This window comes from Geobacter sp., from assembly GCF_030834625.1.
Lineage (GTDB): Bacteria > Desulfobacterota > Desulfuromonadia > Geobacterales > Geobacteraceae > Geobacter.
Genome location: NZ_JAUQXO010000075.1, coordinates 180,144 through 203,356, shown reverse-complemented (window position 1 = coordinate 203,356; position 23,213 = coordinate 180,144). Strand labels below are relative to the sequence as shown.

Below are 23,213 nucleotides of genomic sequence, written 5' to 3'. Positions count from 1 at the left end.
AAGTTTAACGCCTTTCGCAGGCTATTTTTTTAGGAGGTTGGTAAATGGAACAGTATGCAGTCTATTTCGCCCTGGCCTGTGCCGTGGCGGCCGTCGTCTACGGTCTCGTTTCGGCCCAGTGGATTCTGGGGCTCCCCCAGGGCAACGAGCGGATGCGCCAGATTGCCGCGGCGATCCAGGAGGGGGCCGGCGCCTACATGAAGCGCCAGTACACCATCATTGCCGTGGTTGGAGCCATCATGTTCGTGCTCCTGCTGGTCACCCTCGGCGTCAAGACCGCCATCGGTTTCGCCATCGGTGCCCTCTTCTCGGGACTTACCGGTTTCATCGGCATGTTCGTTTCGGTCCGGGCCAACGTTCGCACCACCGAAGCGGCCAAGTCCGGCATCCATAAAGCCCTGAACGTCGCTTTCAAGGGGGGCGCCATCACCGGCATGCTGGTGGTCGGTCTCGGTCTTCTGGGCGTTGCCGGCTATTACCTAGTGCTGCAGATGCTCATGCCGGACGCGCCGGTCAAGGATGTGGTCAGCCAGCTGGTGGGTCTCGGCTTCGGCGGCTCGCTCATCTCCATCTTCGCCCGTCTCGGCGGCGGCATCTTCACCAAGGGGGCCGACGTGGGTGCCGACCTGGTGGGGAAGGTGGAAGCCGGCATCCCCGAGGACGATCCCCGCAACCCGGCGGTCATCGCCGACAACGTGGGGGACAACGTGGGTGACTGCGCCGGCATGGCCGCCGACCTGTTCGAGACCTACGCCGTGACCCTGATCGCCGCCATGCTTCTGGGGGCCATCGCCTTTACCGGCAATACCAGCGCCGTCAGCTATCCGCTGATCCTTGGCGGTATATCCATTATCACCTCGATCATCGGTACGTTCTTCGTCAAACTCGGCGCCAGCCAGAAGATCATGCCGGCACTCTACAAGGGGTTGATCGCGTCGGCCGTTCTTGCCTGCATCGCTTTCTATTTCGTCACCGCCCAGATGTTCCCCCAGGGCCTGACCAACGCTGACGGGCAGACCTTCAGTGCCACGAATATCTTCATCTCCGCCATCGTCGGCCTGGTGGTGACCGGAGCCATTTTCTGGATCACCGAATACTATACCGCCACCGAGTACGGGCCGGTACGGCATATCGCCGAAGCCTCCACCACCGGCCACGGCACCAACGTCATCGCCGGTCTCGGTATCTCCATGAAGTCCACCGCCCTGCCGGTGATCGTCATCGCCGCCGGCATCATCATTTCCTTCAACGCTGCCGGAGTCTACGGCATTGCCATTGCCGCGGTCTCCATGCTCTCCCTCACCGGCATCGTGGTGGCCATGGACGCCTACGGTCCGATCACCGACAACGCCGGCGGCATCGCCGAGATGGCCGAACTGGATGACTCGGTCCGCGCCGTCACCGATCCGCTGGATGCCGTCGGCAACACCACCAAGGCGGTCACCAAGGGGTACGCCATCGGTTCCGCCGGTCTGGCCGCGGTTATCCTCTTCACCTCCTACGTCGATGAACTGAAACTGGTTGGCAAGTCCATCAGCTTCGATCTGTCCGACCCCTACATCATCGTCGGCCTGTTCATCGGCGGCATGCTTCCCTATTACTTTGCCGCCCTCTGCATGGAAGCGGTCGGCAAGGCGGGTGGAGCTGTTGTCGTCGAGGTCCGGCGCCAGTTCCGGGAGATCAAGGGAATCATGGAAGGGACCGGCAAGCCCGACTACGCTTCCTGCGTCGACATCGTCACCAAGACCGCTCTGAAGGAGATGGTCATCCCCGGCCTCATCCCCATCGCTGCGCCGGTCATCGTCGGTTTCACCCTCGGCCCCAAGGCCCTGGGGGGGGTCATCGTCGGCACCATCGTCACCGGCATCTTCGTCGCCATCTCCATGACCACGGGGGGCGGCGCCTGGGATAATGCCAAGAAGTACATCGAGGACGGCCACTTCGGGGGCAAGGGGGGAGAAGCCCACAAGGCCGCCGTCACCGGCGACACCGTCGGCGACCCCTACAAGGACACCGCCGGCCCGGCCGTCAACCCGATGATCAAGATCATCAACATCGTGTCGCTCCTCATCGTGCCGCTTCTGGCCAAGATGGGGTAGGGCGAACGAGCCTTGCTGCAACGCACGAAAGGGCGGCCGGAGACACTCCGGACCGCCCTTTTTTTATAGCCATCCTAACTGCCGCGCCGCCGGCAACGGATTATTGGGGGTGGCAGTTCCTTCGTTGCGTTTCAATTAATGAGGCGTGCTGCATGACTTCAGTTTCCCATTTTCGAAGAGGGAGATAGATTCGAATTGCGCGCAGGTTTTGCCATCAATCTGTATTGACCTGGAAAGATTGCAGGTGTTCAATTGTCCCGTTGCGTAAAAGCTGACTTGGTCATGCTGATTGCAAATTATCTCTCCATAATTGAAATAGTCACTTGTGACGCAGCTTTTGAGCATTCCGGTTTCGTACAAGTTGATAGTCTCATACTGTTTACAGTTAACTCCGCTTACCGCAAAATTATCTTTGAGCGTGCATGTTTTCAATGTGCCATTCTGATGATAGATAATTTCAGAACCGGGAGTGCAAATGGATTGGTCAATACCCAAACATGTTCCGACATCGGTTATGGCTATGATGCTCAGCATGATAATGGTGTATCTCATAATACCCTCCTTTTGCCCAATCAGCGCCTTTCGCCCCGTAACACCGGGGGACACCTCTGGTGATCATGCCAGGTATAACTGTGCAACCGATGCATGGGCGAGCCCCCCGCTCATATCAGGAATGATGCTCAGTTCCAGCGCTGTCAGCCCGACGAGATCGACAGCATAGTCTTCTACCTCAAGGGTATTATGGGGAGAGCTGAAGTTATACTGCTGACGCACAATCTCCCGGTACGATTGGCCGCCGTCCGAGGACCACCGCAGCACGAACTCATGGGTACGTTCCTTCTCCTCTTCCCGAAACACCAGAAAAATTCGCCTGACCCGCAACGGCCTGTCAAACAGCAGACGGACGGTCTGCTGGCCGGATTCCGATGCCCTCCAGCCAAGTCCCTCAGTGGGTTTGAACGCCGATTCGATCGGGTGTGACGGGTCCTCGGATGTGAGTTCCGCCACAGCAAGGGTTTTCAGGTCCAGCCAGTTTTCATCGGGGGGTATGACATCCTCAATGCCCTGGGTGATTATTCGTTTACGCATGGTATTTACTCCTCTGACTCGTAGCCGCCAATCATTGCGAAAAGATCAGTACGCTGTAGGGACCGATGGAAAGCGCGGCATGGAAGGGAAAGCCGTCACACTCACCCGGTTCGGCGACGACGTCGGTGCTCGGGTGACCGTGGAAGTCGTCGCTGTAGCCTTGCCAATCGCTGTTGAAACGGAGCTTCCAGGTCCCTGCGGCCGGGAAGCCGATGACGTAGCCATCCTGGGGCTCGCGGAAAAAGTTGGCGACGACCACGACGTCATCCGCCGGTCCCCCCTTGTCCCAACGGTGGAAGGCGATGACCTTGCGTTCTTCGTTCAGGTGAGAGACCTGGGTGAACTGCCCGCAGAGGCCGCGCGTGAAGCCGTCGCGGTTGAGCCGCAACTGGATGAGGTCACGATAGAGCCGAACGATGCCGTGGAACTCGTCCTTTTGGTCCCAGTCGAGGGGGACCGTGTCGCGGAACCATTCGCCTTCGAGAAATTCCTGCCCCTGGAAGAGCATGGGAATGCCGGGAGCCGTGAAGACCATGGCGGCGGCCAGGGTCGAACGTTTCCGTGCGTACCACCCCTTGGGGTCGTTCGGGTTGATCTCCTGCGGCACGCGCGCCCGGCCGTTCGCCACCTCGTCGTGGGATTCGCTGTAGATGACCCGGTCGAAGGCGTCATCGTTGTAGCGGTAGCAGATGGCGTCGCGGATTGCGGCGAGTGAACGCTGTTCGTCCTCGGATGTGGTCACCGCCAGGCGGATGGGGTGGACGAACATGGCGTCCCACTGGGAGCCGAAGCCGGCTCCCCCGGCGTCAACGTCCCTGGTGAGCCAGCTGTTGTTCTGCAGATCCTCGGCGATCGTGATCCGGCCCGGAAATTTATCAGAGACCTGGCCATTGATCCACTGGAGCAGGCTCCACCCCTCGGGCAGGTCCTGCTCTTCGGAACCATGGAGAGTGCGGATGAATTGGGTGCAGTCGTAGCGGATGCCGTCAACGTGGTATTCCTCGAGCCACATCATGACGTTGTCGAGGAGGTATTGACGGACCTCGCCGCGGCCGTAATCGGGCCGGGTTTCCCCCCACGGTGTGATGGCCCGTTCGTCATTGTAGAAGTAGATGCCGCCGCGATCGTTCTCGCACCAGCCGTCGAACTGCCAAAGATCCAGGTCGCTGGGGCCCAGGTGATTGTAGACAACGTCGAGAATCACCCCGATACCCTCCTGGTGGGCGCGCTTGACGAACTGCTTAAACGCCAAAGGCCCGCCGTAGGCGATCTCCACCGAAAAGATATGGGCGGGATTGTAACCCCACGACCGATCCCCCGCAAACTCGCCCACCGGCATGATCTGGATCGCATTGACGCCGAGCTTTTTCAAATGACCCAGACGCGCGGAAACCGAGGTAAACTCGCCCGGCCTGTCATCGTCATCCTGGTCGTTGAACGTGCCGACATGCAGTTCGTAGATAACCAGCTCGTTCCACGGCGCGAGCTGGAATTCGTCCCCTTGCCAGTCGAAGCCCCGATCGTGAACGATGGCGTTGCCGATCGAACTGGTCACCTCGCGGGCATAGGGGTCGATGCGCTTTAACTCGCCCTTCTCCGTGGTCAGCAGAAACTTGTACTCATCGCCCACATGGGCCTCTGCCACATCAGCGTACCAGTATCCGTTCTCCTCGGCTTGCATGGGATGTTTGCCGCCGTCCCATCCGTTGAACGAGCCGATAACGGACACTCGCTCTGCATGGGGCGCCCACACGCGGAACGCGACCCCCCCACCGTGGGGGATTGCCCCCATTCCCGTGATCTTTGTTCCATCGCTCATGGATCCACCTCCGCTTTTCCCGCTTGGGGTAATTCAAGGGTGAAATAGAACGTTGCGCCCATGTCCGGCTTTCCCTCCGCCCAGATTCGCCCGCCGTGGCGCCTGACGATCCTATCCACCGTGGCCAGGCCGATGCCGCTCCCCTCAACGTCCGTTCCGGGGAGCCGCTGGAACGGAATGAACAGCTTGTCTACAAACGCCATGTCGAAGCCCGGTCCGTTGTCCCGTACAAAGAAAGCCGGCTTCCCGGCACTATCCGTCACGCCGAATTCGATGACCGTCTCCTCCCGGTTGCCGGTATGCTTCCAGGCGTTTACCATGAGGTTGTCCAGGACAACCCGCAACAGTCCTGCGTCACCGTGGGCCACGATTCCTTCCGGGATTCTGAAGGAGACCCGACGCTCCGGCGCCGTCACTTTCAGCCCCATGGCAACGTTCTTCGCCATAGTGCTCAAGTCAACCTTTTCCTGGCGCATTTCGACGTGGGCGATGCGTGAAAAATCGAGCAGGGTATCAATGAGCCGGTTCATCCGCAGGGTGCTTTCGTACATATCCTCAATATATCGGCGGCATTGCTCGTCGAGTTTGCTGCCGCAGAGTTCCTGAACCACCTGGCAGTAGCTGTTGATGAGTGTCAGTGGTTTGCGCAGGTCGTGGGAGACCGTGTAATTGAATGCCTCCAGTTCGATATTCGCGGCGACCAGTTCGGTGGCGCGGGCGGCCAGGTCGGTGTGCAGAATGTCGAGTCTCTCCTCCAGCTGCCTGCGCATGGAAATATCGATGATCGCAACGCGGCACTCCTGCCCCGATGCTGCGGCCACGGCTTCGATCTGCACAAAGAGCGGGTGCTTTCCCCCTTTCAGGAGTGCCACTTCACAGACCTCTTTGGCCCGGCTTTCCAATACCCTCGTGAGGAACGCGGCGAAGGCGGGACGGGCCCCATCGGCGACGAACAGCTCGAAGCGTCGGCCCAGCAGCCGGGCGCGCTCTATCCCGAGGAGCCCTGTCGCGGGGAGGTTGGCGGCCCGGACAACACCGTCGCGGTCGAGGGTGAAGTAGCCGACCGGGGCGAAATCGTAGAGGTCGGTGTACTTTTCCAGTGCCGTCTCCATCTCTTCCCTAGCCTGGCGGAGCTCTGCATTCTGCATCTCCAGCTCGATCTGGTGGACCTGCAGTTCGTGAAGGAGCCGCTGCGTCTCATCGCCCGTGCGGGAAAAGCCCGCTTCAGGCGTTTTCGCGGTCAGCTGTTCTTCCGCACGGCGGCGAAGCTCGGCGGCCGTTGTTGACAGGTTCGTGTCCTTGTCGGTTTGCATTGTCGGCCTTTATGATTCAGGTTGTCAGGCTAGCGGCGGAAGAACTCTTCTTCATTCCTTCCAGATTCACGCCATGGGGTTGAACTGTCCGGACACTCACTGATGACCTGTCCCGATCGACCGCTGGAGCGTCACCTGGTTCTTATGCTCCTTTGTCTTGAATGCGAGGTAGTCCTCCCTCTCCAGCTCGAAGAGCTGTTTCCGGTAGCGGCTCGTAAGATCGTACCACTGGCTGATTCTCTTGCCGAAACGGCTTTCCTCGGGATAGTGCATGGTATTCATGAAGGACTGGATCGCGAAATAGTACCGGACAGCGTTTCGCTCAATGGCGCCGCGACGTCCGCCGATATAGACGGGGTTGCCGTTATTGTCTGTTCCGGTCACCGTGAACCCCACCTTGCTCCGACCAAGTGTTGCAAAATAGCTCTTTTCCGCCAGGCGAAGGGCAAGGCTGCTGCTGTAGGCATAACTGACGTGGACAAAAGTCCTGCCCCCGTCAAGGGGAAGGGCCTCGAACGTCATCCGGTGGTCTTTCGTGCCGAAAGGTCCTCCATCGGCACTGAGAATGATATCCAGATACCCCTGCTGCTGGGCAACGGTGCGGTAATGGTACGAGACGTGACGCGTGTCTTCCGGAGGCTGGTAAACTTTGCGGCCCAGGTAAAAGGTCAGCAGCCAGGCGTCCGGCAGTTCCCGGTAAGTGCATGCCTTGACATTCGGGTGGAGGGATACGACATCGCACCAGTTTGCCGGAACCTTGAGCGTGTTGGCTACGGTGCTGAAGGGGTAATCGAAAATCCCGTAGACATCCACATGAACTCTGTCGTCCCGCTCGAAGGACTCCAGAAAAAGAGGAAGGCCGAAGCTGTTTCTCTCCAGTTTGGCCATGTTCCGGCGATAGGTATCGAGCAGAAGCTCTTCGCCTTGGCGAGACTTTTCGACAGCCGAAGCAGAGCCGGCACACAAAAGAATCGCAGCGGCGACCATGAACAGGCAGATTTTCAGAGTGTTTCTGATCGTATGCATCGGATTCACATGTTTCACTCCCACCATAATGAAACCACGTAGACACGATGTTACAACCATCGGATGAATAAATTCACAAACCACTCCCTGAACCTGGGCAATAAGGGTCTATCTTTCCACTCGTCCCAGTGGATCTGCCGGGAATCCGCCAGGTCCCCGGCAAACATCGTCTCCATTTCGACGGCAAACTCCTGGCTCAAAATGACCGCATTCACCTCGTCATTGCTCAACATGCTCAAGAAGTCCATGTTGGTTGAGCCGACGGTTGACCAGACCTTGTCAATCACCGCGGTTTTCGCGTGCAGCAGAGAGGTGCTGTGCTCGTAGACCTTCACTCCCGACTTCAGCAGCACGGAATAATGATATCTCTGGGCATGCAATGCCAGTTGGGAATCGGTGGTCCCGGGGAGGATGATCTTTACGTCAACACCCCGCTCGGCGGCATCCGTGAGGGCCTTCAGGATCTGGTCGTCAGGGATGAAGTAGGAATTTGTCAGGTGAATCGAATGTTCTGCAAACGTAATGGCTGACACATAGACAATAAACGGGATCCTGTTGGTCTCTCCCGGGGTGCTGCCGACCACCCGCACCAGGGCATTCCCTGCGTCTTTCAGGTCGGGGAAGTAGTTCCGTTCGGAACGTTGTGGTCCCTTCTGCTTCACCCAGGTGTCAAGAAAGAGCTTCTGTAATTCAGCCACGGCCGGCCCTTCGATCTGAACGTCCGTGTCACGCCAGTGAATTGGCGCTTTCCCCTTGTGTTTCCGTTTGAGGGGACTGCTCGAATAAACCTCGCTGATGTTGATGCCCCCGATAATGGCGACGGTGCCGTCGGCTATCAGGATCTTGCGGTGGTCCCGGTGTGTCAGTCCCCAGTTTTCCCGGTCTTCCAGTGGATTTATCGGGTTGAATTCAACCACCTCTATCTCGCCGTCGCGCAGGCGCTGGAAAAAGGCAGCGGGGGTAGTGATACTCCCCACACTGTCATAGATGAGATTTACCTGGACACCTTCCCCCTGTTTTTGCAGCAACAGATCGGCAAACCTGCGGCCTGTTTCGTCATCGTCAATGATATAGCTTTCAAGGTTTATATGGTTTTTGGCATTCTGGATTGCCTTGAACATTGCGGCATAGGTGGCCGGGCCATCGGCCAGCAGGGTGACCCTGTTACCCTTCGTGAGCGGGCTATCGGTTACCGACTCCACCACGGCAGTGTGGCGTCCCAGAACGTCCGTTGGGTCGGCCGATCGCTTCAGCCGTTCCATGACAGCCTTGCTTTTCTGGGGAGATAACAGACCCTTGGACGAAAGGATCCGACGAGGCTTCTGCGCCGTCGGCGCCCCATCAATCACGTCAGAGACGTTCGGCAAGGTCGCGCATCCCGTGCCGAGGCCCACGATGGATACGAACAGAATGAACAAAAAGAAGGGCGTGGTGATTGTCATCGTGTCCCGATGAGCCTCCCTTTCATACCATTTCCTCACCCTCGCGCTGCTTCTACCGCCTCTGCTCCCGCCGTGGAGGCAATGGTGTTGAACCTGATGTCCGGCGCTTTCTTGAGCAGTTTCATTGCCCCGATCAGAACCCCGAAATGGACGGACCTCAGATGGGTGTCCAGGTCCTCGCGGCTCTTCCACTCCTCTATGAAGAGAATAGTGTTTTCAGCCTCGATATCCACGTAGCAATTGCAGCTTATGCAGCCCTGCTCCCGCCGAATCGGGGCGAGTATTGCCTTGAAGGTCTGGAGGACCTCCTTCCGCTTTTCGGGTGGCATCGTTATCTTGATAATGGCGTCGATCATGGGCCGTATCTTTCAGACATCACGCAGTTGATGGCAGGGAACTATCATGATCTCCGCCCCTGGATGAACCCGACAAGCACAACAATAATGGCGATGACCAGCAGGATGTGAATAAAAGAACCCAGCGTGTAGCCGCTCACCAGACCCAGCGCCCAGAGAACGATCAGTATCACAGCTATTGTCCACAACATGAGATCCTCCTTCCTGATTGCCTATGATCACTGCCGGCTGGAGCATCACCATGCCGGCCGGCAGTGATCATTCAGTCTCTTTGGTCTTTGACTCCCACTACTCGATGGTCATCTGGTTCTTTACGCTCTTCACGCCGTTAACGTCTTTGGCGAATTTAGTGGCCAGGTCCTTTTCAGTTGCGCTTTTGGCCTTGCCGGTCAAGGTAACCACACCATTCTTCGTGGTTACCGAGGTATTGAGAGCACTGGTCGAGCGGTGATTGAGCAGCGTCATCTTGACCAGGGCGGTGATGGAAGAATCATCGATCTTGCCGCCCATTGTCCGCGTCTTTTTCGAGGACTTTGTCACGGTTATCTCATTGGTGACATCTTTGACCCCTTCGATATCCCTGGCATATTCAGCCGTCAATTCCTTTTGTGCCTGGCTGGGGGCATTGCCTCGCAGGGTCACGATGCCGTCTTTGACGTTAACCTCGGTTTTGAAGCCGCTCACGCTGCGATGGTACAGGAGTGTGGATTTAACCTTTGTGGTGAGCCACGCATCCGACATATCAGTTGGGCGCTCCCCTTTGACTTCCAGCCGGTTGTCAATGCTCTTGACTCCGGGCAGGCCCGCCACAGTTTCCTGGGCCAACGACTTGTGGGATTCCTCCGAGACGGTCCCCGTCAGGGTGACGACACCGTCCTCGGAATCGACCTTGACCTTGTCGTCCTTGAGGTAGGTCTTGAACACATAGGACTTTTTGGCTGACGATTCGATGCGGTCATCCAGCTTGGACGCATGGGCAGGAACGCCGATCGCCAAGAGGGTGACGGCAATTGCCATCAGAAACAGGGAATAGAGTGTTTTCATAGAAATGTTCTCCTTGTAGTAATTATCAATGTTTTTTCATCATCTTCTTTGCCGGTTTTTTTTCACCCGGCTGCATGGACATCATCATCGTCTTCATTTTCTTGAACTGTTCGTCGGTCAAAGTACTCCTCACTTCTTTCATGGCCTGTAACATTTCCAGATGATGGGCTGTTTTTATCCCTTCGATTTTCTTGACTGCAGAACTGGCTTTCTCCAGATCAAAATCTTTCACTTCCATGATTTCCATGAGTTCCATCTCTGCAATCTTCACGTCGGCTTTGAATCGGACATGCTTTTTTTGCATTTCCCGATGGATGGGCTTCAATTTCATGACCTGGTCATCGGTGAGCCCCATCTCGTCTGCATGATCGAGGCACATGCCCATCATGTCGCCCATCTTGTCCATGGGGCCCATTTCCATCATCGGTCCATGCCCCGCCTTCTGCTCCTTCATGGGCATATCCTTCATCTGCGAAAAAGCGGGCACCGCAAAAACAGCTGTCAACAACAATGAGAGTAGTATTCTTTTCACAATTTCCTCCTTTACACGGGGAGCCGGTCTCCTATTCTCCCAGAACCTTCTTGACCTCGCCGATCTTTTCCTGGGCTTTGCCGGCTAACTTTTCGGCTTTACCTTTGGCTTCCAGCTCGGGATTATCGGTGACTTTCCCGGCGACCTCCTTGACCTTGCCTTTCACTTCGTGAAACTTTCCTTCCGCTTTATCCCTGATGCTCGATTTCATGGTAACCTCCTGTCTGTTATGCTGATGAATTTCTTGCCAGTCAAAGGGTTGGAATCTGACCTTTTCCAACTCGTAGAATTCTCTCTGCCGCTTTTCCAGGGCTCACCTCCTTTGATGCGCAATCATGGGATTGCACTTGTAGTTAATCCAACCACGGCAACGTAAGACCTGAAGATCATTTACAGAGGTCTTCGTCCCTGAAATGGTGACGGCTCACTTCCCCACGTGGATGGTGGAAAGGGAACTGAGAATTCCAAAAACGCTCAGGAGCCACAAAATCACGGCAATGACCACAACGGCATTCAAAATCGATTTTATGGATCCCGCCATGGGGATGAACCGGTTGATAACCCAGAGAAGAACACCAACCACGATCAGGACAATTACCACTTGAATTAACGGCATGAGCTAATACACCTCCCCCTTTTGCTTTCGGAAACAGGCCTCATCGATCAGCTTCCGGTTTTGTACTATCAACCGTGGCAGCTTTGAGGTTCAAGCTCGCCACTCTTTTTGAAAAAACGACGGAATCATCTTCTACATATGGCATCAGGCGTCTTGACCTCCTACAACTTCCCTAAGAGTAGCAGGATGAGCAGAATCAAAAGGATCAGGCCAAGCCCGCCACTGGGGTAGTAACCCCACTGTTTGCTGTGAGGCCACGTGGGCAATGCACCAATTAACAGCAAAATCAAGATGACGATCAAAATAGTTCCTAACATAGTAATTTTCCTTTCTCAGTTAACGTTACGCCTGGCAGATACGTTCAGTGTCTTTGTACATTTGAACTTTGAGGCTGTGCTTTGAACAGCAACAGCTCTTCTCCTTCAGAAAACACGACAGTGCTCATGTTCTGCTATAAAGTTACATCGCAACTAACGTACCAGAGAAGACCTGCGGGTACTGAGAGTGCAAGGGGCTGATTGTGCGGGGTAAAATGGAAAGGGAACGTGCAGGGACAGGGGAAAGCCGTCAGCGGTATCCGTCATATTTAACATAACTGCCATATATGACGGAACGCATTGAGTTGTATTGACGGTAGTCGCCAAGTGCGGCTGGCCGACAAGCCAGATGGTCATGAGATTCCTGGAGTCGAACGCGAAGTTGATGAAAGCCGGCAGGTCGGTTTACGGTGGATTGCCTGTATTGGGGTGATTAGCTCAGAGTTTTGGGAACCGGATACGACTGACCATAAGTGATCCGGAAACCGCGAAAAGCAGCACGAGCGGATGGAGAGTGAAGCCAGCAAACACGACCTGTCCGAACCAGAGTGACTCGTGCAATGCGCCCTGCGAGGCAGCCCAAAACATCACCATTACCAGCAGCAGTGACGTTGGAATAGGAGTGCCTTCGAAGTACTTTACTTTGCCTTCGTCCCCAGACAGCGCCTCGGCTGTAACATTGTAGCGCGCCAGGCGAGATACTCCGCAGGCAACAAAATAAGTCAGAACAATACGGTCGTATAAGCCCTGCATGCCGCAACCGTAGCCAATCACGGCCGGGGCTACCCCGAAGGAGATAACATCAGCAAGAGAGTCGAGCTCACGCCCCATTACAGAATGCTTCTGTCTCCATCGGGCAATCCGTCCGTCCAGGACATCGAAGACTAAAGCGGCAACGACCATGCCGCACGCGAAGTAGACATGCCTGACGTCGTCCGTTTGCAGGTACGTCAGCATGGAAAACAATGCCCCCGTGCCGCAGACCGCGTTCGCCAGGGTGAACCAGTCGGCAAGCTGGAACTCTCGAATCATGGAGAAGGGCTTTTGCAGTTTATCCGTCTTCATGGCAGACAAAATCTCCCACTGTTTCATGTAGTCAGGTCGGGGTTATCACAGTTTCACGTTCCGCAGCCGCAAGGCGTTGCTGATGACCGAGACAGAACTCAAGCTCATGGCGGCGCCGGCAATGATCGGGCTGAGCAGCAAGCCGAAGAACGGGTACAGTACCCCCGCCGCCACCGGAATGCCCAGCGCGTTATAGAGAAAGGCGAAGAACAGGTTCTGCCGGATGTTGCGCATGGTGGCGCGGCTGAGGCGAATGGCCTTGGCAATGCCGCGCAGGTCGCCATGTACCAGGGTGATGCCCGCGCTTTGCATGGCCACGTCGGTGCCGGTGCCCATGGCAATGCCGACTTCCGCTTCGCTGAGGGCCGGTGCGTCGTTGATGCCGTCTCCGGCCATCGCCACGTGCTTACCTTCCGCACGCAGTTTTTTGACATGGGCGACTTTTCCGGCCGGTTCGATCTCGGCTTCCACCGCATCCAGGCCGAGTTGCCTGGCCACCGCATCGGCAGTGCGCCGGTTGTCGCCGGTGAGCATGACAAGTTCCAGTCCGAGTTCGTGAAGCTCGCGAATGGCTTCTGCTGTGGAAGCTTTGATCGGATCGGCCACGGCCAGGATTCCGGCCGGTTTCCCATCGATGGCTACAAACATGACGGTCTTGCCATCTTGCTGAAGTTTCACGGCCGATGCTTCGAGTTGTTCCAGGCCGGTGATCTTTTCATTCCGCAGAAAATCCGGTTTGCCGACCATCACCGCACGATCAGCGACGGTGCCGATAACACCACCGGCTGTCACCGAAGAGAAGTCTTTCACCGCCTCTAAAACGATGCCTTGCTCCTTCGCGCCCTGAACTATTGCTGCAGCAAGCGGGTGTTCGCTGTTCTGCTCCAGTGAAGCGGCGAGCCGCAGAAACTCCTTTGCGTCAACACTATCGCCGGGCAGTACATCCAGGAGTTTGGGTTTGCCTTCGGTGAGAGTGCCGGTCTTGTCCACGACCAGCGTGGTGATTTTTTCCAGTCGTTCGAGCGCCTCGGCATTTTTCACCAGCACGCCTTCCTGCGCGCCACGTCCCACGCCGACCATGATCGACATGGGCGTCGCCAAACCAAGGGCGCACGGGCATGCAATGATCAGTACCGCCACAGCGTTGACGATGGCGTGGGCTAGTTTTGGCTCCGGGCCGAGCCACATCCAGATGACGAATGTGAGCACCGATACCGCCAGCACCACCGGTACGAAGATGCTCGCGACCTTGTCGGCAAGCCCCTGAATGGGCGCGCGGCTGCGCTGGGCCTCGGCAACCATGTTAACAATCTGCCCCAGCAGCGTATCGTTTCCGACCCGCTCGGCGCACATGACAAAACTTCCGGTGCCATTGACGGTGCCGCCCGTCACCTTGTCGCCGACGCTCTTTTCCACCGGGAGCGGTTCGCCGGTGATCATGGACTCTTCCACGCTGGAGTGTCCTTCGACCACCACGCCGTCAACCGGCACCTTGTCACCCGGAACCACACGCAGCCAGTCACCGACTTTCACCTGGTCGAGCGGGACTTCCCGATCGCCTCCCTCTGCAACGTGCCGTGCAGTGGGAGGCGCCAGGTTCAGCAACGCCTTGATGGCGCTGCCCGTACGGCTGCGGGCACGCAGTTCGAGCACCTGGCCGAGCAGCACCAGCACAATGATCACCGCTGCAGCCTCAAAGTAGATGGCAACCTTGCCCTCGTGCTGCATCGTGTGCGGGAACAGGTCGGGCATCAGCATCGCCACGGCGCTAAAGATGAAGGCTGCCCCCACTCCGATGGCGATCAGCGTGAACATATTCAGATTACGCGTCACGACTGACCGCCAGCCCCGGCGGAAAAACGGCCAGCCCGCCCAGAGTACAACGGGTGTGGTGAGTGCAAATTGCAGCCAGCGCGAAGTGTGGCTGTCCGCCCAGGATTGCCTGGCCAACGCTGGAACCAGGTGAGCCATCGCCAGGACAAACACCGGCAACGTCAGCGCTGCCCCGATCCAGAAGCGCCTGGTCATGTCATTAAGTTCAGCGTTTTCATCTTCATCAGAGCCCGCTGTCACTGTTTTGGGTTCCAGCGCCATGCCGCACTTGGGGCAATCGCCGGGATGATCCTGCTCGATCTCCGGGTGCATCGGGCAGGTGTAGACGGCATTGCCCTGTGGTTTCTCTTCGGGCTTCGCAGTGGCGGGCGTTGACAAAAACTTCTGTCGGCAGTGGTCACTGCAAAAGTAGAATTTCTCGCCGTCACGCTCGGCACTCAGAGCTGATGCTTCCTCCACCGTCATGCCGCAGATGGGGTCGATGGCCATATTTGATCCTTTTTGTTGGTGAAGCGGTATTGTGGGCATCCCCCGATTTTTAGTCCATGTCCTTCATGATCGGACATTGCGCTATGTATTCCTTGCGTTGAGGTTGTAGTCACCGGGTGGTGAATCGTTCCAACAGCACGAGAAGGGCGGTGAGTGCCGTTGCAAAGCCGACCACAAAAACGCCACGTGGCACGTGCAGCAGATCGGGAAGCAGCACTTTGCCGAGGTCGCCCCAGTTCTCGATCGTTCGTTTTGTCCATCCTGAAAGTTCGGCAAACATCCAGGAGCCGGCGATAAGTCCGGCCATGCCGAAAAGCGCGTCCCAGCTTCCCTGACCCAGCGCGACGGCGGCAGTGCCTGGGCAATAGCCCATCAGCGCAAAGCCCGCGCCGAAAAGGAGCCCCCCGATGATGTTTGAGCCGATTCGCGTTGGCTTGATGTGCAGGTTCACTTTGGCGAAGTGGTGCAACGTGAATACGCCAATCATGCCGACGACAATTGCGGTCAGCATGATTTTCGCGACGGTGAAGTCCTGGAGGAGCAGTTGGCCGATGAGAACATGGAATTTCCCCACGCCGCCTTTCTGCAAGAGGAAGCCAAACGCCAAACCAAACAGCGCGCCGGCGATCAGTTCGGGAGCCGCGTCCACGTGTAGCGCGGGATTTTTCCCCCATTTTTTTACGGCTTTGCCTGGATCAATCATCGTTTCCTCACCATTTAAAGAGGAGCATGGCCACAGCGATGCCGCCGATGAAGAAACAAATCACGGCGATCCAGGAGGCCAGGTTGAGCTGAAGCGTTCCGCTGATGCCGTGACCACTTGTGCAGCCTCCGGCAAGGCGAGCGCCAAAAGCCATGATCAGGCCGCCTGCAAATGCGACTGCCGCACGCAGCGTTATGCTGTCGCCGAAGCGTTCAGTCCACAGGGGCGAGAGCCATTCGTTGGTGAACTCGCCACCGGTGACGGCGGCAAGAGCGCCCCCGACGATGATGGAGATCACGAAGACAGCTTGCCATCCCACGCGTGGCGGGTTGTCTTTGAAGTAAACGAGTGATGCGGTGTGGCGAGGCGCGATGAGCTTGCCGAGAAAACCCGCGAGATGTGCGTAGAACGATGAGGCTCCAATGGGTTTATCGGAGAAGTAAAATGTCAGCCAGGAAAGCACTCCAATGCCTGCACCTGCCAGATAAGGCGACCAGGCTGGTCCCGCATAATCGCGCGCGTCCACAAGTGTCCCCGCTTCGGCTGCAGCGCATATGAGCAGGAGAGCAAGGGTGCCACTGAGATAAGAAACACACTTCGGAATCACTCGGCCAGGAGAACGCGTATTCGTGGGCCAGTTCATTTCATCCCCTTCTGCTCGATCTCTTTTTCAACCGGGAATCCGGCGTTCTTCCATGCTTGCCAGCTTCCGGGGACGTTGCAGACGCAGCCGAACCCTTCCTGTTTCAAAATGCTCGTCGCAATGCTCGCGCGATAGCCGCTGTCGCAATACACGGCCGTTGGCTTGGTTTTGTCCAGTGTCCCGAGGTGTTGGCGCAATTCGCCCAGGAAAATATGGCGGGCATTGGGGATGTGGCCGCTGTGCCATTCATCGGGTGCGCGGACGTCGAGAAGCTGCAGTTTTTCCCCCGCGCGCTTGATCTCATGCACCGTCATTTGCCCCACATCTTCCAGCGGCAGGCCGGCGTTATCCCACGCCTTCATCCCCCCGACGAGGTAGCCGGCGAACTTCGTGTAACCGGTGCGGAGAAAGAGACGGACGATTTCTTTGAGCGTATCGTCGGACTCCAGGACCAGAAGGATGGGCTTGGAGGGCTCAAGCAGCCAGCCAGCCCAGATCGAGAGCTGGGGTGTGCCGCCGATGTTGAGCGCGCCTTTGATATGGCCTCCGCCAAAGGCCAGCATCATGCGGGTATCGATGAGGACATTGCCATCGTCGCCCATTGCTTCTTGGAAAAATTTGGGGGGAAGCCCACGCACTGTCGGCAGGTTGCCAAGTACCACAGGGCCTTTGGTGTTCAGCTTCTTCATCCACGGATAATACGTGGGTGTAGGCGGCGCGGTGGAAAGAGCGTAATCGGTGAAGCTTTTCACATCTTTAAAGTGGAGGAAAGCATTGAAGCGCCGCTCATAACCAATCGTGCTGCTGAGCCGGTCGCCGATGTCCGCGCCGCACGGCGAGCCGTGACCGTGCGCCGGGTAGATAATGACGCCATCGCTGAGCTTCAGGTAAAAATCGCGCAGCGTGTGGAACTGTTGTTCGGCCAGTTTTTTCTCCTCGCCACTGCCGAGGAGGTCGGGCCGCCCGGCGGAATTGACGAAAAGCGAGTCCCCGGTGAGCACGCCCCAAGGCGCGTCCGGGTGATCCTCCTCCGCGAGAAGATACGCAAGGTGCTCCGGCGTGTGGCCGGGCGTGTGCCGAGCTGTAATGAGAACGGATCCGAACAGGAAGTTGTCTCCGTCTGCGATTTCCTCGTGGTCGAAACCGTATCGTGCGCCTCCTTCGTGACTGAGGAATATTTTCGCTGAATCGACACGCGCACAAAGCTCGCGCGCGCCACTGAGGAAATCAACATGGTTGTGTGTTTCAAAAATGTGCGTGATCGACACCTGCTTCTCGCGGGCAAGTTGCAGGTAGCAGTCAACGTCCGGACGTGGATCGAAGACTGCGGCTACTCCCTCGGAATCATCGCCGACCAGATAGGAAAGCTCGGCGATCCCTTCGGTTTGAATGCATTCAAAAATGAGAGCCATAAGGATTCCTCCTTTCTCTGACGGGGTTTCCCCCTGCCGGCTATTGCATTGCCATACGCGTCGACCACCACCGCCCGACGGCCTTTCGCGGGACGCTTTCTGCTCTTTCTTGAGATCAGGCGCCAACCCCGCGGATATCTTTCACCAAGCTTTTCATCGCGACTCTTCACTCTTCGCCCGCCCCACGGTTGGCGTTCATGGGCCAGACAATCAGCCAGATACCGCCTCCTTCATGATTTTTACAATCGTGTCCTCCACTTCCTGCGCCACCTCTGCAAGTTGCGGCGCGTTGAACATCGCCAGGAGAGTGGTCGGCTTCAGGGTAGCGAGAATGGTTTTACCCCCCTCCTCGTAAATGGAGATCCGGCACGGCAGTGCGGTGGAGATGCCCATGTTCTGGTCGAGCACCGTCTTTGCCTGGTGCGGCTGGCACACCTCGATGATCAGGCATTCACGGGCGAACTCCACCCCCTTCTTCGCCATGGTCTCTTTGAGGTTGTGTACCTGCATGACGCCAAAATTATTGGCCAGAACGGCAGCCTGCAAGGCAGCCGCAGCCTCACTCACGGTTTTTCCGGTAGATAGTTTGATCAGCATAGGTGTCGCCTGCTCTTTTCCGCTTGGTTCATCGACCCAGTATCCCTGGCGATTGTAATGGATATGGAGACTGGTCTCATAATCCCGAGTCAGCAGAGCCTCCTCCGTGTATTCCGGTGACTGCTTGATGGCCTCGCGGGGAAGATTGACGAAGACTTTCGACTCGATCCAACTCACGCGCTCGATCCATCTGGGCGAAATCAGGGCCTTTTTCCCCGGCCACCAGTTCCGCGTATCGATAATGAGATAGCGAATCGCCCACGTCTCGTCATCGATGATAAAATCCTCCACATGGCCAATATCGCCGTCCGCGGCCTGGATGTGATGGCCTGTCACATCCTGACTGCTGCGCAGATAGGGATCCCAGGTTTTCTCGCTTCGGCCGGTTTCTCTCCATTTTTCAGGGTCATGCACAATGAAGGGATAGGCACCCCACATGTTGGGGCCGCCCCAATACATCGGCCATCCATAAAACCCGTAGTAGGCATCCTCGAATTGTCGCGAGACGGGCTTGTCACTGTCCAGGGGGGGACTATCCTCAATCTGCTTCTTGGTCAGATTGATTTCGATGGTTTGCTTGTCCTTGTTCACGGCGACCATCGCATACGGGGAGATCAACACCTGCCTCCCCGTAAGCCAGTTTCCCGTGTCGGCGACCAGATAGCGAATCGTCCAGTGCTGGTCATCGAAATAGAATTCTTTGACCTTCCCTATTGCGCCGTCGAGGCTGTCCAGGGTGTAACCCTTCAGTGTTTTGGCTGTGCATAGCATAATGGTCTCCTTTGATCCTTTGCGGTTCGTGCTGGTTCACTTTTGGCGACGATCAAGAAGGGATTCCAGTCGGGAAGCAAACCGTCGGCGCAGGGCTACCACGCGCGGATGTTCCACCACCGCTTGCCATCGGCCTTATGGCGCCCCAGCCAGCGCCAAAGCCAGACCAGGGCGATAGCGAGCAGCAGCCCGCTGCCGACGATTTTGCCGGTGACGCCGACCCATTTCGCGGCCAAACGCCAACTCTCCCCTGCTATATAGCCAAGCGAGACGAACACGCTCGCCCAGACGATGCATCCCATCGCATTGTAGAGGAGGAACTTCTGATAACGCATGCGGCGGTCACCAGCAACGAAGGGCATCAACGGCCGCAACAGATGCAGGAAATGACTGCCGAAAACGGCCTTGCCGCCATGTTTCGCGAATAAACCATCCGCGCGATCAAGGTGCTCCTGACGCAGCCCAAACCGTCTCACCTGTTTCAGCAGCCATCCTCGTCCCAGCTGCCGCCCCAGTCCGTAGCCGATGCTGTCGCCGAGAATAGCGGCGATGGAGATAATAACGATGAGGACCCCCGGATCAAGCACCCCTTGCCCCGCAAAAAAGCCTCCCACCAGCACCATGCTCTCGCCCGGCATGACCAGGCCCAACAACGCCTGGCATTCCAGCGCCACGACAAGAAAGATCACGAGGTAACCCCAATGACCGAGGGATCCTACAAAACTGATAAGATAATCGAGCATACCTGCTTCGCTTCCTGAGGTTGACGATGATATCCGTTGGTGCCTTGAACAGAGCCGCCTCAGGTGCACCCACGCAGGAGAAAAAACACCAATAAGACAGGAATCGGGATTCCTAGGAGCCAAAGTAAAATCCACCCTATCTTTCCATTTTCAGAGTTACGCATAGCGATCATCCTTTCTCAGGAGATGTATGAAATAACCGAGCGTGTAGCCACTCACCAGCCCCAGCGCCCACAGAACGATCAGTCTCACAGCTATTGTCCACAACATGTGAGCCTCCTTTGCGATGGAATAGGAGTGTGCTTTTCACTTTCGCCTTAATCCACGCATCCGAGAATTCAGCGGGGCGCTCCCCTTTGACTTCCAGCCTGTTGTCGACACTCTTGACTCCTCGCAAGCCCTCCACCGTGTCCTCGGCCAATGACTTGTGGGATTCTTCAGAGACAGTCCCCGTCAAGGTGACGACACCGTCCTCAGAATCGACCTTGATGTTATCATCCTTGGCAGTTCTTACTTGATTTGTCCCCGGATCTCCCCATCGGGGTTGGCGTCGGTATGGACATTGACGTAGGTTTCACCCGATTGTATGTACTGCACCAGTTCATTGAACGATTTTCCCATGAGCTCGCCCGTCAGGTCATTTTCCGTAAGTGTCCCCTCGGCCAGGGTCCCGTTGAATTTCCCTTCTTTTTTTGGCCCTGTGTAGAGATTTGCCAGCGGCGGACCGCTGCTCCCCTTCTTGCCGCGGTGAATGTGTGCAGCGGTAGCATTCTTGATGTTCTTGACGCGCAGTTCGTATCTCATCTCCTTGCCGTCTTTGCTCAACTTGAACTTGGCTTCGCCCTTGGCCTTTGTCTCGATGCTCGGCACCTCCTCATCTCCCGTGAGTTTGGCGTGGAATTTCCTGTCATTGGCGAATCCGAGCGAAACCGCAAACATGGTGGCCAACAGTGCGAACAACAACAGTTTTACGTTTTTCATGTGTCTTCTCCTTTTCCCTCATGATTTCGTGAGTTTCTTGGCAACTTCACGGGCAGCGATCACGACCGGGTCCCAGACCGGTGAGAAGGGGGGGGCGTAGCCGAGGTCCAGATTGATCATCTCCTCCACCGTAAAACCGGCATGAAGAGCGGTAGCCAGGGTGTCTATCCGCTTGGCCGAACCTTCCATCCCGACGATCTGGCCTCCCAGCAGGCGGCCGCTCCCTCTTTCGGCCAGCACCTTGACGGTTATCTCCCCGGCGCCGGGAAAGTATCCCGCCTTGGTGCGGCTCTTGATGACGGAGCTGACCCACTCGATGCCCAGGTTCCTGAGCTCCTCTTCCTGGAGGCCGGTACGTGCGACTTCCACCTGACATATCTTTGTGACGGCTGTTCCCACGACCCCGGGAAACGTGGCGTAGCCGCCTCCCAGGTTGATGCCCGCTACCCGCCCATGGCGGTTGGCGACGGTGCCGAGGGCGATATAGAAGGGCATGCGGCTCACCAGATGAAACGACTCGGCGCAATCCCCTGCTGCCCAGATACCGGCAATTCCGGTTTCCATCCGCCCGTTCACGCGGATCGACCCTTTCTCCCCAAGGGGGATGCCGGCCGCCGCGGCAAGCGCCGTGTTGGGGCGAACCCCGAGGCCAAGGATGACGATGTCGGCCGGCAGGGTACGCTTGTCGGTGACGATCCCCGTCACCTTCCCGTCCCGTGTCTCGAACGCCGTGAGCTCCTCCTCCAGGTACAGAGTAACCCCCACATCCCGCAGCGCCTGGGATACCAGTGCCCCCATGTCCTCATCGAGGGTCCCCATCACCTGAGGCGGCCTGCTGATCAGGGAAACCTCCAGACCATGCCTCACCAGGGCTTCCGCCATTTCAAGGCCGATGTAGCCGCCGCCGACGACAACCCCCTTTTTCATGTTCCCTTTGTCGAGACGCCGGCGAATCTCCAGGCCGCTTTCGAGGGTGTTTACCCCGCAGATATCGACGGCATCGGCGCCGGGGAGGTCAGGGCAGAGCGGGACCGCCCCGGTGGCGATCAGGAGCTGGTCATAGGGCTCCCATGCGGATCTGCCGCTTTTCAGGTCGCGGACACGCACCGTTCTCCCCGCCGCATCGATCTCTTCCACCTCGTGCAGAACTCGCGCGTCGATTCCATCCCGCTCCCGGAATTTTTCCGGGGTGCGGATAATGAGCTTTTCTTCCTCGTCGACAACCCGGCCGACGTAGTAGGGGATCCCTCAGGCGGAAAAAGAGGTGTGGGGGCTCCGCTCGAAGACGACGATCTCCAACTCGGGCCGGCGACGCTTCGCCTGGGAGGCGGCACTCATCCCCGCGGCATCGCCGCCGATGACGACCAGTCTCTCTTTGGCCATGATTCGTACTCCTCTAGGGGGGGCCGTATCGCTTGGTTGCCTACCCCTTGATGAACGCGAGCAGATCCTCGTTGACCTGGTCCTTGAGGGTTGAGCACAGGCCGTGGGGTGCCCCTGGATAGATCTTCAGGGTCGCGCCTTTGATGAGCTTGGCCGAGAGGTTGGCCGAGGCGCCGATGGGCACGATCTGGTCGTCGTCGCCATGGAGGATCAGGGTCGGCACGTCCATCTTCTCGAGATCTTTGGTGAAGTCCGTCTCGGAGAAGGCCTTGATGCAATCGAAGACGCCTTTGAAGCCGGCCTGCATCCCCTGGAGCCAGAACGAATCCCGCAGGCCCTGGGAGACCTTGGCGTTCGGCCTGTTGGTGCCGTAGAACGGCGTGGTGAGGTCCTTGAAGAACTGCGAGCGGTCGGCGAGGACACCGGCGCGGATCCCGTCGAAGACCTCCATCGGCAGGCCGCCGGGATTGGCGGCCGTCTTCAGCATGAGCGGCGTCACCGAGCCGATCAGCACGGCCTTGGCCACGCGTTTCGTGCCGTGGCGGCCGATATAGCGGGCGACTTCGCCGCCACCCGTGGAGTGGCCCACATGGATCGCGTTCTTCAGGTCCAGCGCTTCGACGAGCGTCGCCAGGTCGTCGGCGTAGGTGTCCATGTCATTGCCATTCCAGGGCTGGCTCGATCGGCCATGGCCGCGGCGGTCATGGGCAATGCAGCGATAGCCGCGGGCACCCAGAAACAGCATCTGGTCTTCCCAGGCGTCCGCACTCAGGGGCCATCCATGGCTGAAGACCACGGGCTGTCCGCTCCCCCAGTCCTTATAGTAGAGCTTGATGCTGGTTGAGTTTTCTTTCCCGACATTTATGTAACTCATGGTGGATCTCCTTTTCATGGCACCAGCTCAACGTTCGCAGACAGCACGACAGTGCTCATGTTCTAC

General features: G+C 57.4%; 24 protein-coding genes and 3 pseudogenes. 1 reads left to right on the top strand and 26 read right to left on the bottom strand.

Annotation, left to right across the window (positions count from 1 at the left end):
- Positions 1 to 44: 44 nt before the first annotated feature.
- Complete coding sequence (locus RCH91_RS18705) at positions 45 to 2,099, top strand: sodium-translocating pyrophosphatase (protein ID WP_306536509.1); 2,055 nt, start codon at positions 45 to 47, stop codon at positions 2,097 to 2,099.
- A gap of 135 nt (positions 2,100 to 2,234) precedes the next feature.
- Here the strand turns inward: RCH91_RS18705 and RCH91_RS18700 are convergent, their stop codons facing one another.
- The 26 genes and pseudogenes from RCH91_RS18700 to RCH91_RS18585 form a co-directional block, all read right to left on the bottom strand.
- A complete protein-coding gene (locus tag RCH91_RS18700) occupies positions 2,235 to 2,651 on the bottom strand; it encodes a hypothetical protein (RefSeq protein WP_306536508.1) in 417 nt (138 codons plus the stop codon).
- Between the two features lie 63 nt (positions 2,652 to 2,714).
- Entirely contained in the window at positions 2,715 to 3,188 is a 474-nt protein-coding gene (locus RCH91_RS18695) for a hypothetical protein (RefSeq protein ID WP_306536507.1), read from the bottom strand.
- Between the two features lie 31 nt (positions 3,189 to 3,219).
- Complete coding sequence (locus RCH91_RS18690; RefSeq protein WP_306536506.1) at positions 3,220 to 5,007, bottom strand: alpha-amylase family glycosyl hydrolase; 1,788 nt, start codon at positions 5,005 to 5,007, stop codon at positions 3,220 to 3,222.
- The gene (locus tag RCH91_RS18685) at positions 5,004 to 6,320 is read right to left on the bottom strand and encodes an ATP-binding protein (protein WP_306536505.1); all 1,317 of its coding nucleotides are present in this window, start codon (positions 6,318 to 6,320) and stop codon (positions 5,004 to 5,006) included. The genes RCH91_RS18690 and RCH91_RS18685 overlap by 4 nt, the downstream gene beginning before the upstream one ends.
- A 96-nt stretch (positions 6,321 to 6,416) precedes the next feature.
- A complete protein-coding gene (locus RCH91_RS18680; protein WP_306536504.1) occupies positions 6,417 to 7,355 on the bottom strand; it encodes a hypothetical protein in 939 nt (312 codons plus the stop codon).
- A gap of 41 nt (positions 7,356 to 7,396) precedes the next feature.
- Positions 7,397 to 8,788: a cardiolipin synthase gene (cls, locus tag RCH91_RS18675; protein WP_306536503.1), complete on the bottom strand. Its 1,392-nt coding sequence runs from the start codon at positions 8,786 to 8,788 to the stop codon at positions 7,397 to 7,399.
- Between the two features lie 35 nt (positions 8,789 to 8,823).
- Positions 8,824 to 9,144 (bottom strand): putative quinol monooxygenase, encoded by a 321-nt coding sequence (locus tag RCH91_RS18670; protein ID WP_306536502.1) that lies wholly within the window; start codon positions 9,142 to 9,144, stop codon positions 8,824 to 8,826.
- Positions 9,145 to 9,188: 44 nt separating this feature from the next.
- Complete coding sequence (locus tag RCH91_RS18665) at positions 9,189 to 9,335, bottom strand: lmo0937 family membrane protein (RefSeq protein WP_306536501.1); 147 nt, start codon at positions 9,333 to 9,335, stop codon at positions 9,189 to 9,191.
- 97 nt (positions 9,336 to 9,432) lie between these two features.
- On the bottom strand, positions 9,433 to 10,188 hold the full coding sequence (locus tag RCH91_RS18660; protein ID WP_306536500.1) for a BON domain-containing protein: 756 nt from the start codon (positions 10,186 to 10,188) through the stop codon (positions 9,433 to 9,435).
- Positions 10,189 to 10,213: 25 nt separating this feature from the next.
- Complete coding sequence (locus RCH91_RS18655; protein WP_306536499.1) at positions 10,214 to 10,720, bottom strand: Spy/CpxP family protein refolding chaperone; 507 nt, start codon at positions 10,718 to 10,720, stop codon at positions 10,214 to 10,216.
- A 31-nt stretch (positions 10,721 to 10,751) separates the two neighbouring features.
- Entirely contained in the window at positions 10,752 to 10,931 is a 180-nt protein-coding gene (locus RCH91_RS18650) for a CsbD family protein (RefSeq protein WP_306536498.1), read from the bottom strand.
- 213 nt (positions 10,932 to 11,144) lie between these two features.
- The gene (locus RCH91_RS18645; protein ID WP_306536497.1) at positions 11,145 to 11,336 is read right to left on the bottom strand and encodes a Thivi_2564 family membrane protein; all 192 of its coding nucleotides are present in this window, start codon (positions 11,334 to 11,336) and stop codon (positions 11,145 to 11,147) included.
- Positions 11,337 to 11,497: 161 nt separating this feature from the next.
- Entirely contained in the window at positions 11,498 to 11,653 is a 156-nt protein-coding gene (locus RCH91_RS18640) for a DUF3309 family protein (RefSeq protein WP_306536496.1), read from the bottom strand.
- Positions 11,654 to 11,965: 312 nt separating this feature from the next.
- Positions 11,966 to 12,055, bottom strand: a pseudogene (locus RCH91_RS21515) (AAA family ATPase); the annotation flags it as partial.
- Between the two features lie 36 nt (positions 12,056 to 12,091).
- Entirely contained in the window at positions 12,092 to 12,718 is a 627-nt protein-coding gene (gene pssA, locus RCH91_RS18635; protein WP_306536495.1) for a CDP-diacylglycerol--serine O-phosphatidyltransferase, read from the bottom strand.
- A 45-nt stretch (positions 12,719 to 12,763) separates the two neighbouring features.
- Entirely contained in the window at positions 12,764 to 15,040 is a 2,277-nt protein-coding gene (locus RCH91_RS18630; protein WP_306536494.1) for a heavy metal translocating P-type ATPase, read from the bottom strand.
- A gap of 109 nt (positions 15,041 to 15,149) precedes the next feature.
- On the bottom strand, positions 15,150 to 15,743 hold the full coding sequence (locus RCH91_RS18625; RefSeq protein WP_306536493.1) for a YeeE/YedE thiosulfate transporter family protein: 594 nt from the start codon (positions 15,741 to 15,743) through the stop codon (positions 15,150 to 15,152).
- Between the two features lie 7 nt (positions 15,744 to 15,750).
- Positions 15,751 to 16,269 (bottom strand): YeeE/YedE thiosulfate transporter family protein, encoded by a 519-nt coding sequence (locus RCH91_RS18620; RefSeq protein ID WP_306536492.1) that lies wholly within the window; start codon positions 16,267 to 16,269, stop codon positions 15,751 to 15,753.
- Positions 16,270 to 16,382: 113 nt separating this feature from the next.
- Complete coding sequence (locus RCH91_RS18615) at positions 16,383 to 17,798, bottom strand: rhodanese-like domain-containing protein (RefSeq protein ID WP_306536491.1); 1,416 nt, start codon at positions 17,796 to 17,798, stop codon at positions 16,383 to 16,385.
- 210 nt (positions 17,799 to 18,008) lie between these two features.
- Positions 18,009 to 19,166: a DUF302 domain-containing protein gene (locus tag RCH91_RS18610; protein WP_306536490.1), complete on the bottom strand. Its 1,158-nt coding sequence runs from the start codon at positions 19,164 to 19,166 to the stop codon at positions 18,009 to 18,011.
- A gap of 95 nt (positions 19,167 to 19,261) precedes the next feature.
- Positions 19,262 to 19,909, bottom strand: coding sequence for a DedA family protein (locus RCH91_RS18605; protein ID WP_306536489.1), 648 nt, complete (start codon positions 19,907 to 19,909; stop codon positions 19,262 to 19,264).
- A gap of 180 nt (positions 19,910 to 20,089) precedes the next feature.
- A pseudogene (locus RCH91_RS18600) lies at positions 20,090 to 20,179 on the bottom strand (lmo0937 family membrane protein); the annotation flags it as partial.
- A gap of 94 nt (positions 20,180 to 20,273) precedes the next feature.
- Positions 20,274 to 20,399 (bottom strand): annotated as a pseudogene (locus RCH91_RS21510) (BON domain-containing protein); the annotation flags it as partial.
- Positions 20,400 to 20,419: 20 nt separating this feature from the next.
- Positions 20,420 to 20,890 (bottom strand): CHRD domain-containing protein, encoded by a 471-nt coding sequence (locus RCH91_RS18595; RefSeq protein WP_306536487.1) that lies wholly within the window; start codon positions 20,888 to 20,890, stop codon positions 20,420 to 20,422.
- A gap of 18 nt (positions 20,891 to 20,908) precedes the next feature.
- Complete coding sequence (locus RCH91_RS18590) at positions 20,909 to 22,273, bottom strand: FAD-dependent oxidoreductase (RefSeq protein WP_306536486.1); 1,365 nt, start codon at positions 22,271 to 22,273, stop codon at positions 20,909 to 20,911.
- 40 nt (positions 22,274 to 22,313) lie between these two features.
- On the bottom strand, positions 22,314 to 23,147 hold the full coding sequence (locus RCH91_RS18585; protein ID WP_306536485.1) for an alpha/beta fold hydrolase: 834 nt from the start codon (positions 23,145 to 23,147) through the stop codon (positions 22,314 to 22,316).
- Between the last annotated feature and the right edge of the window lie 66 nt (positions 23,148 to 23,213).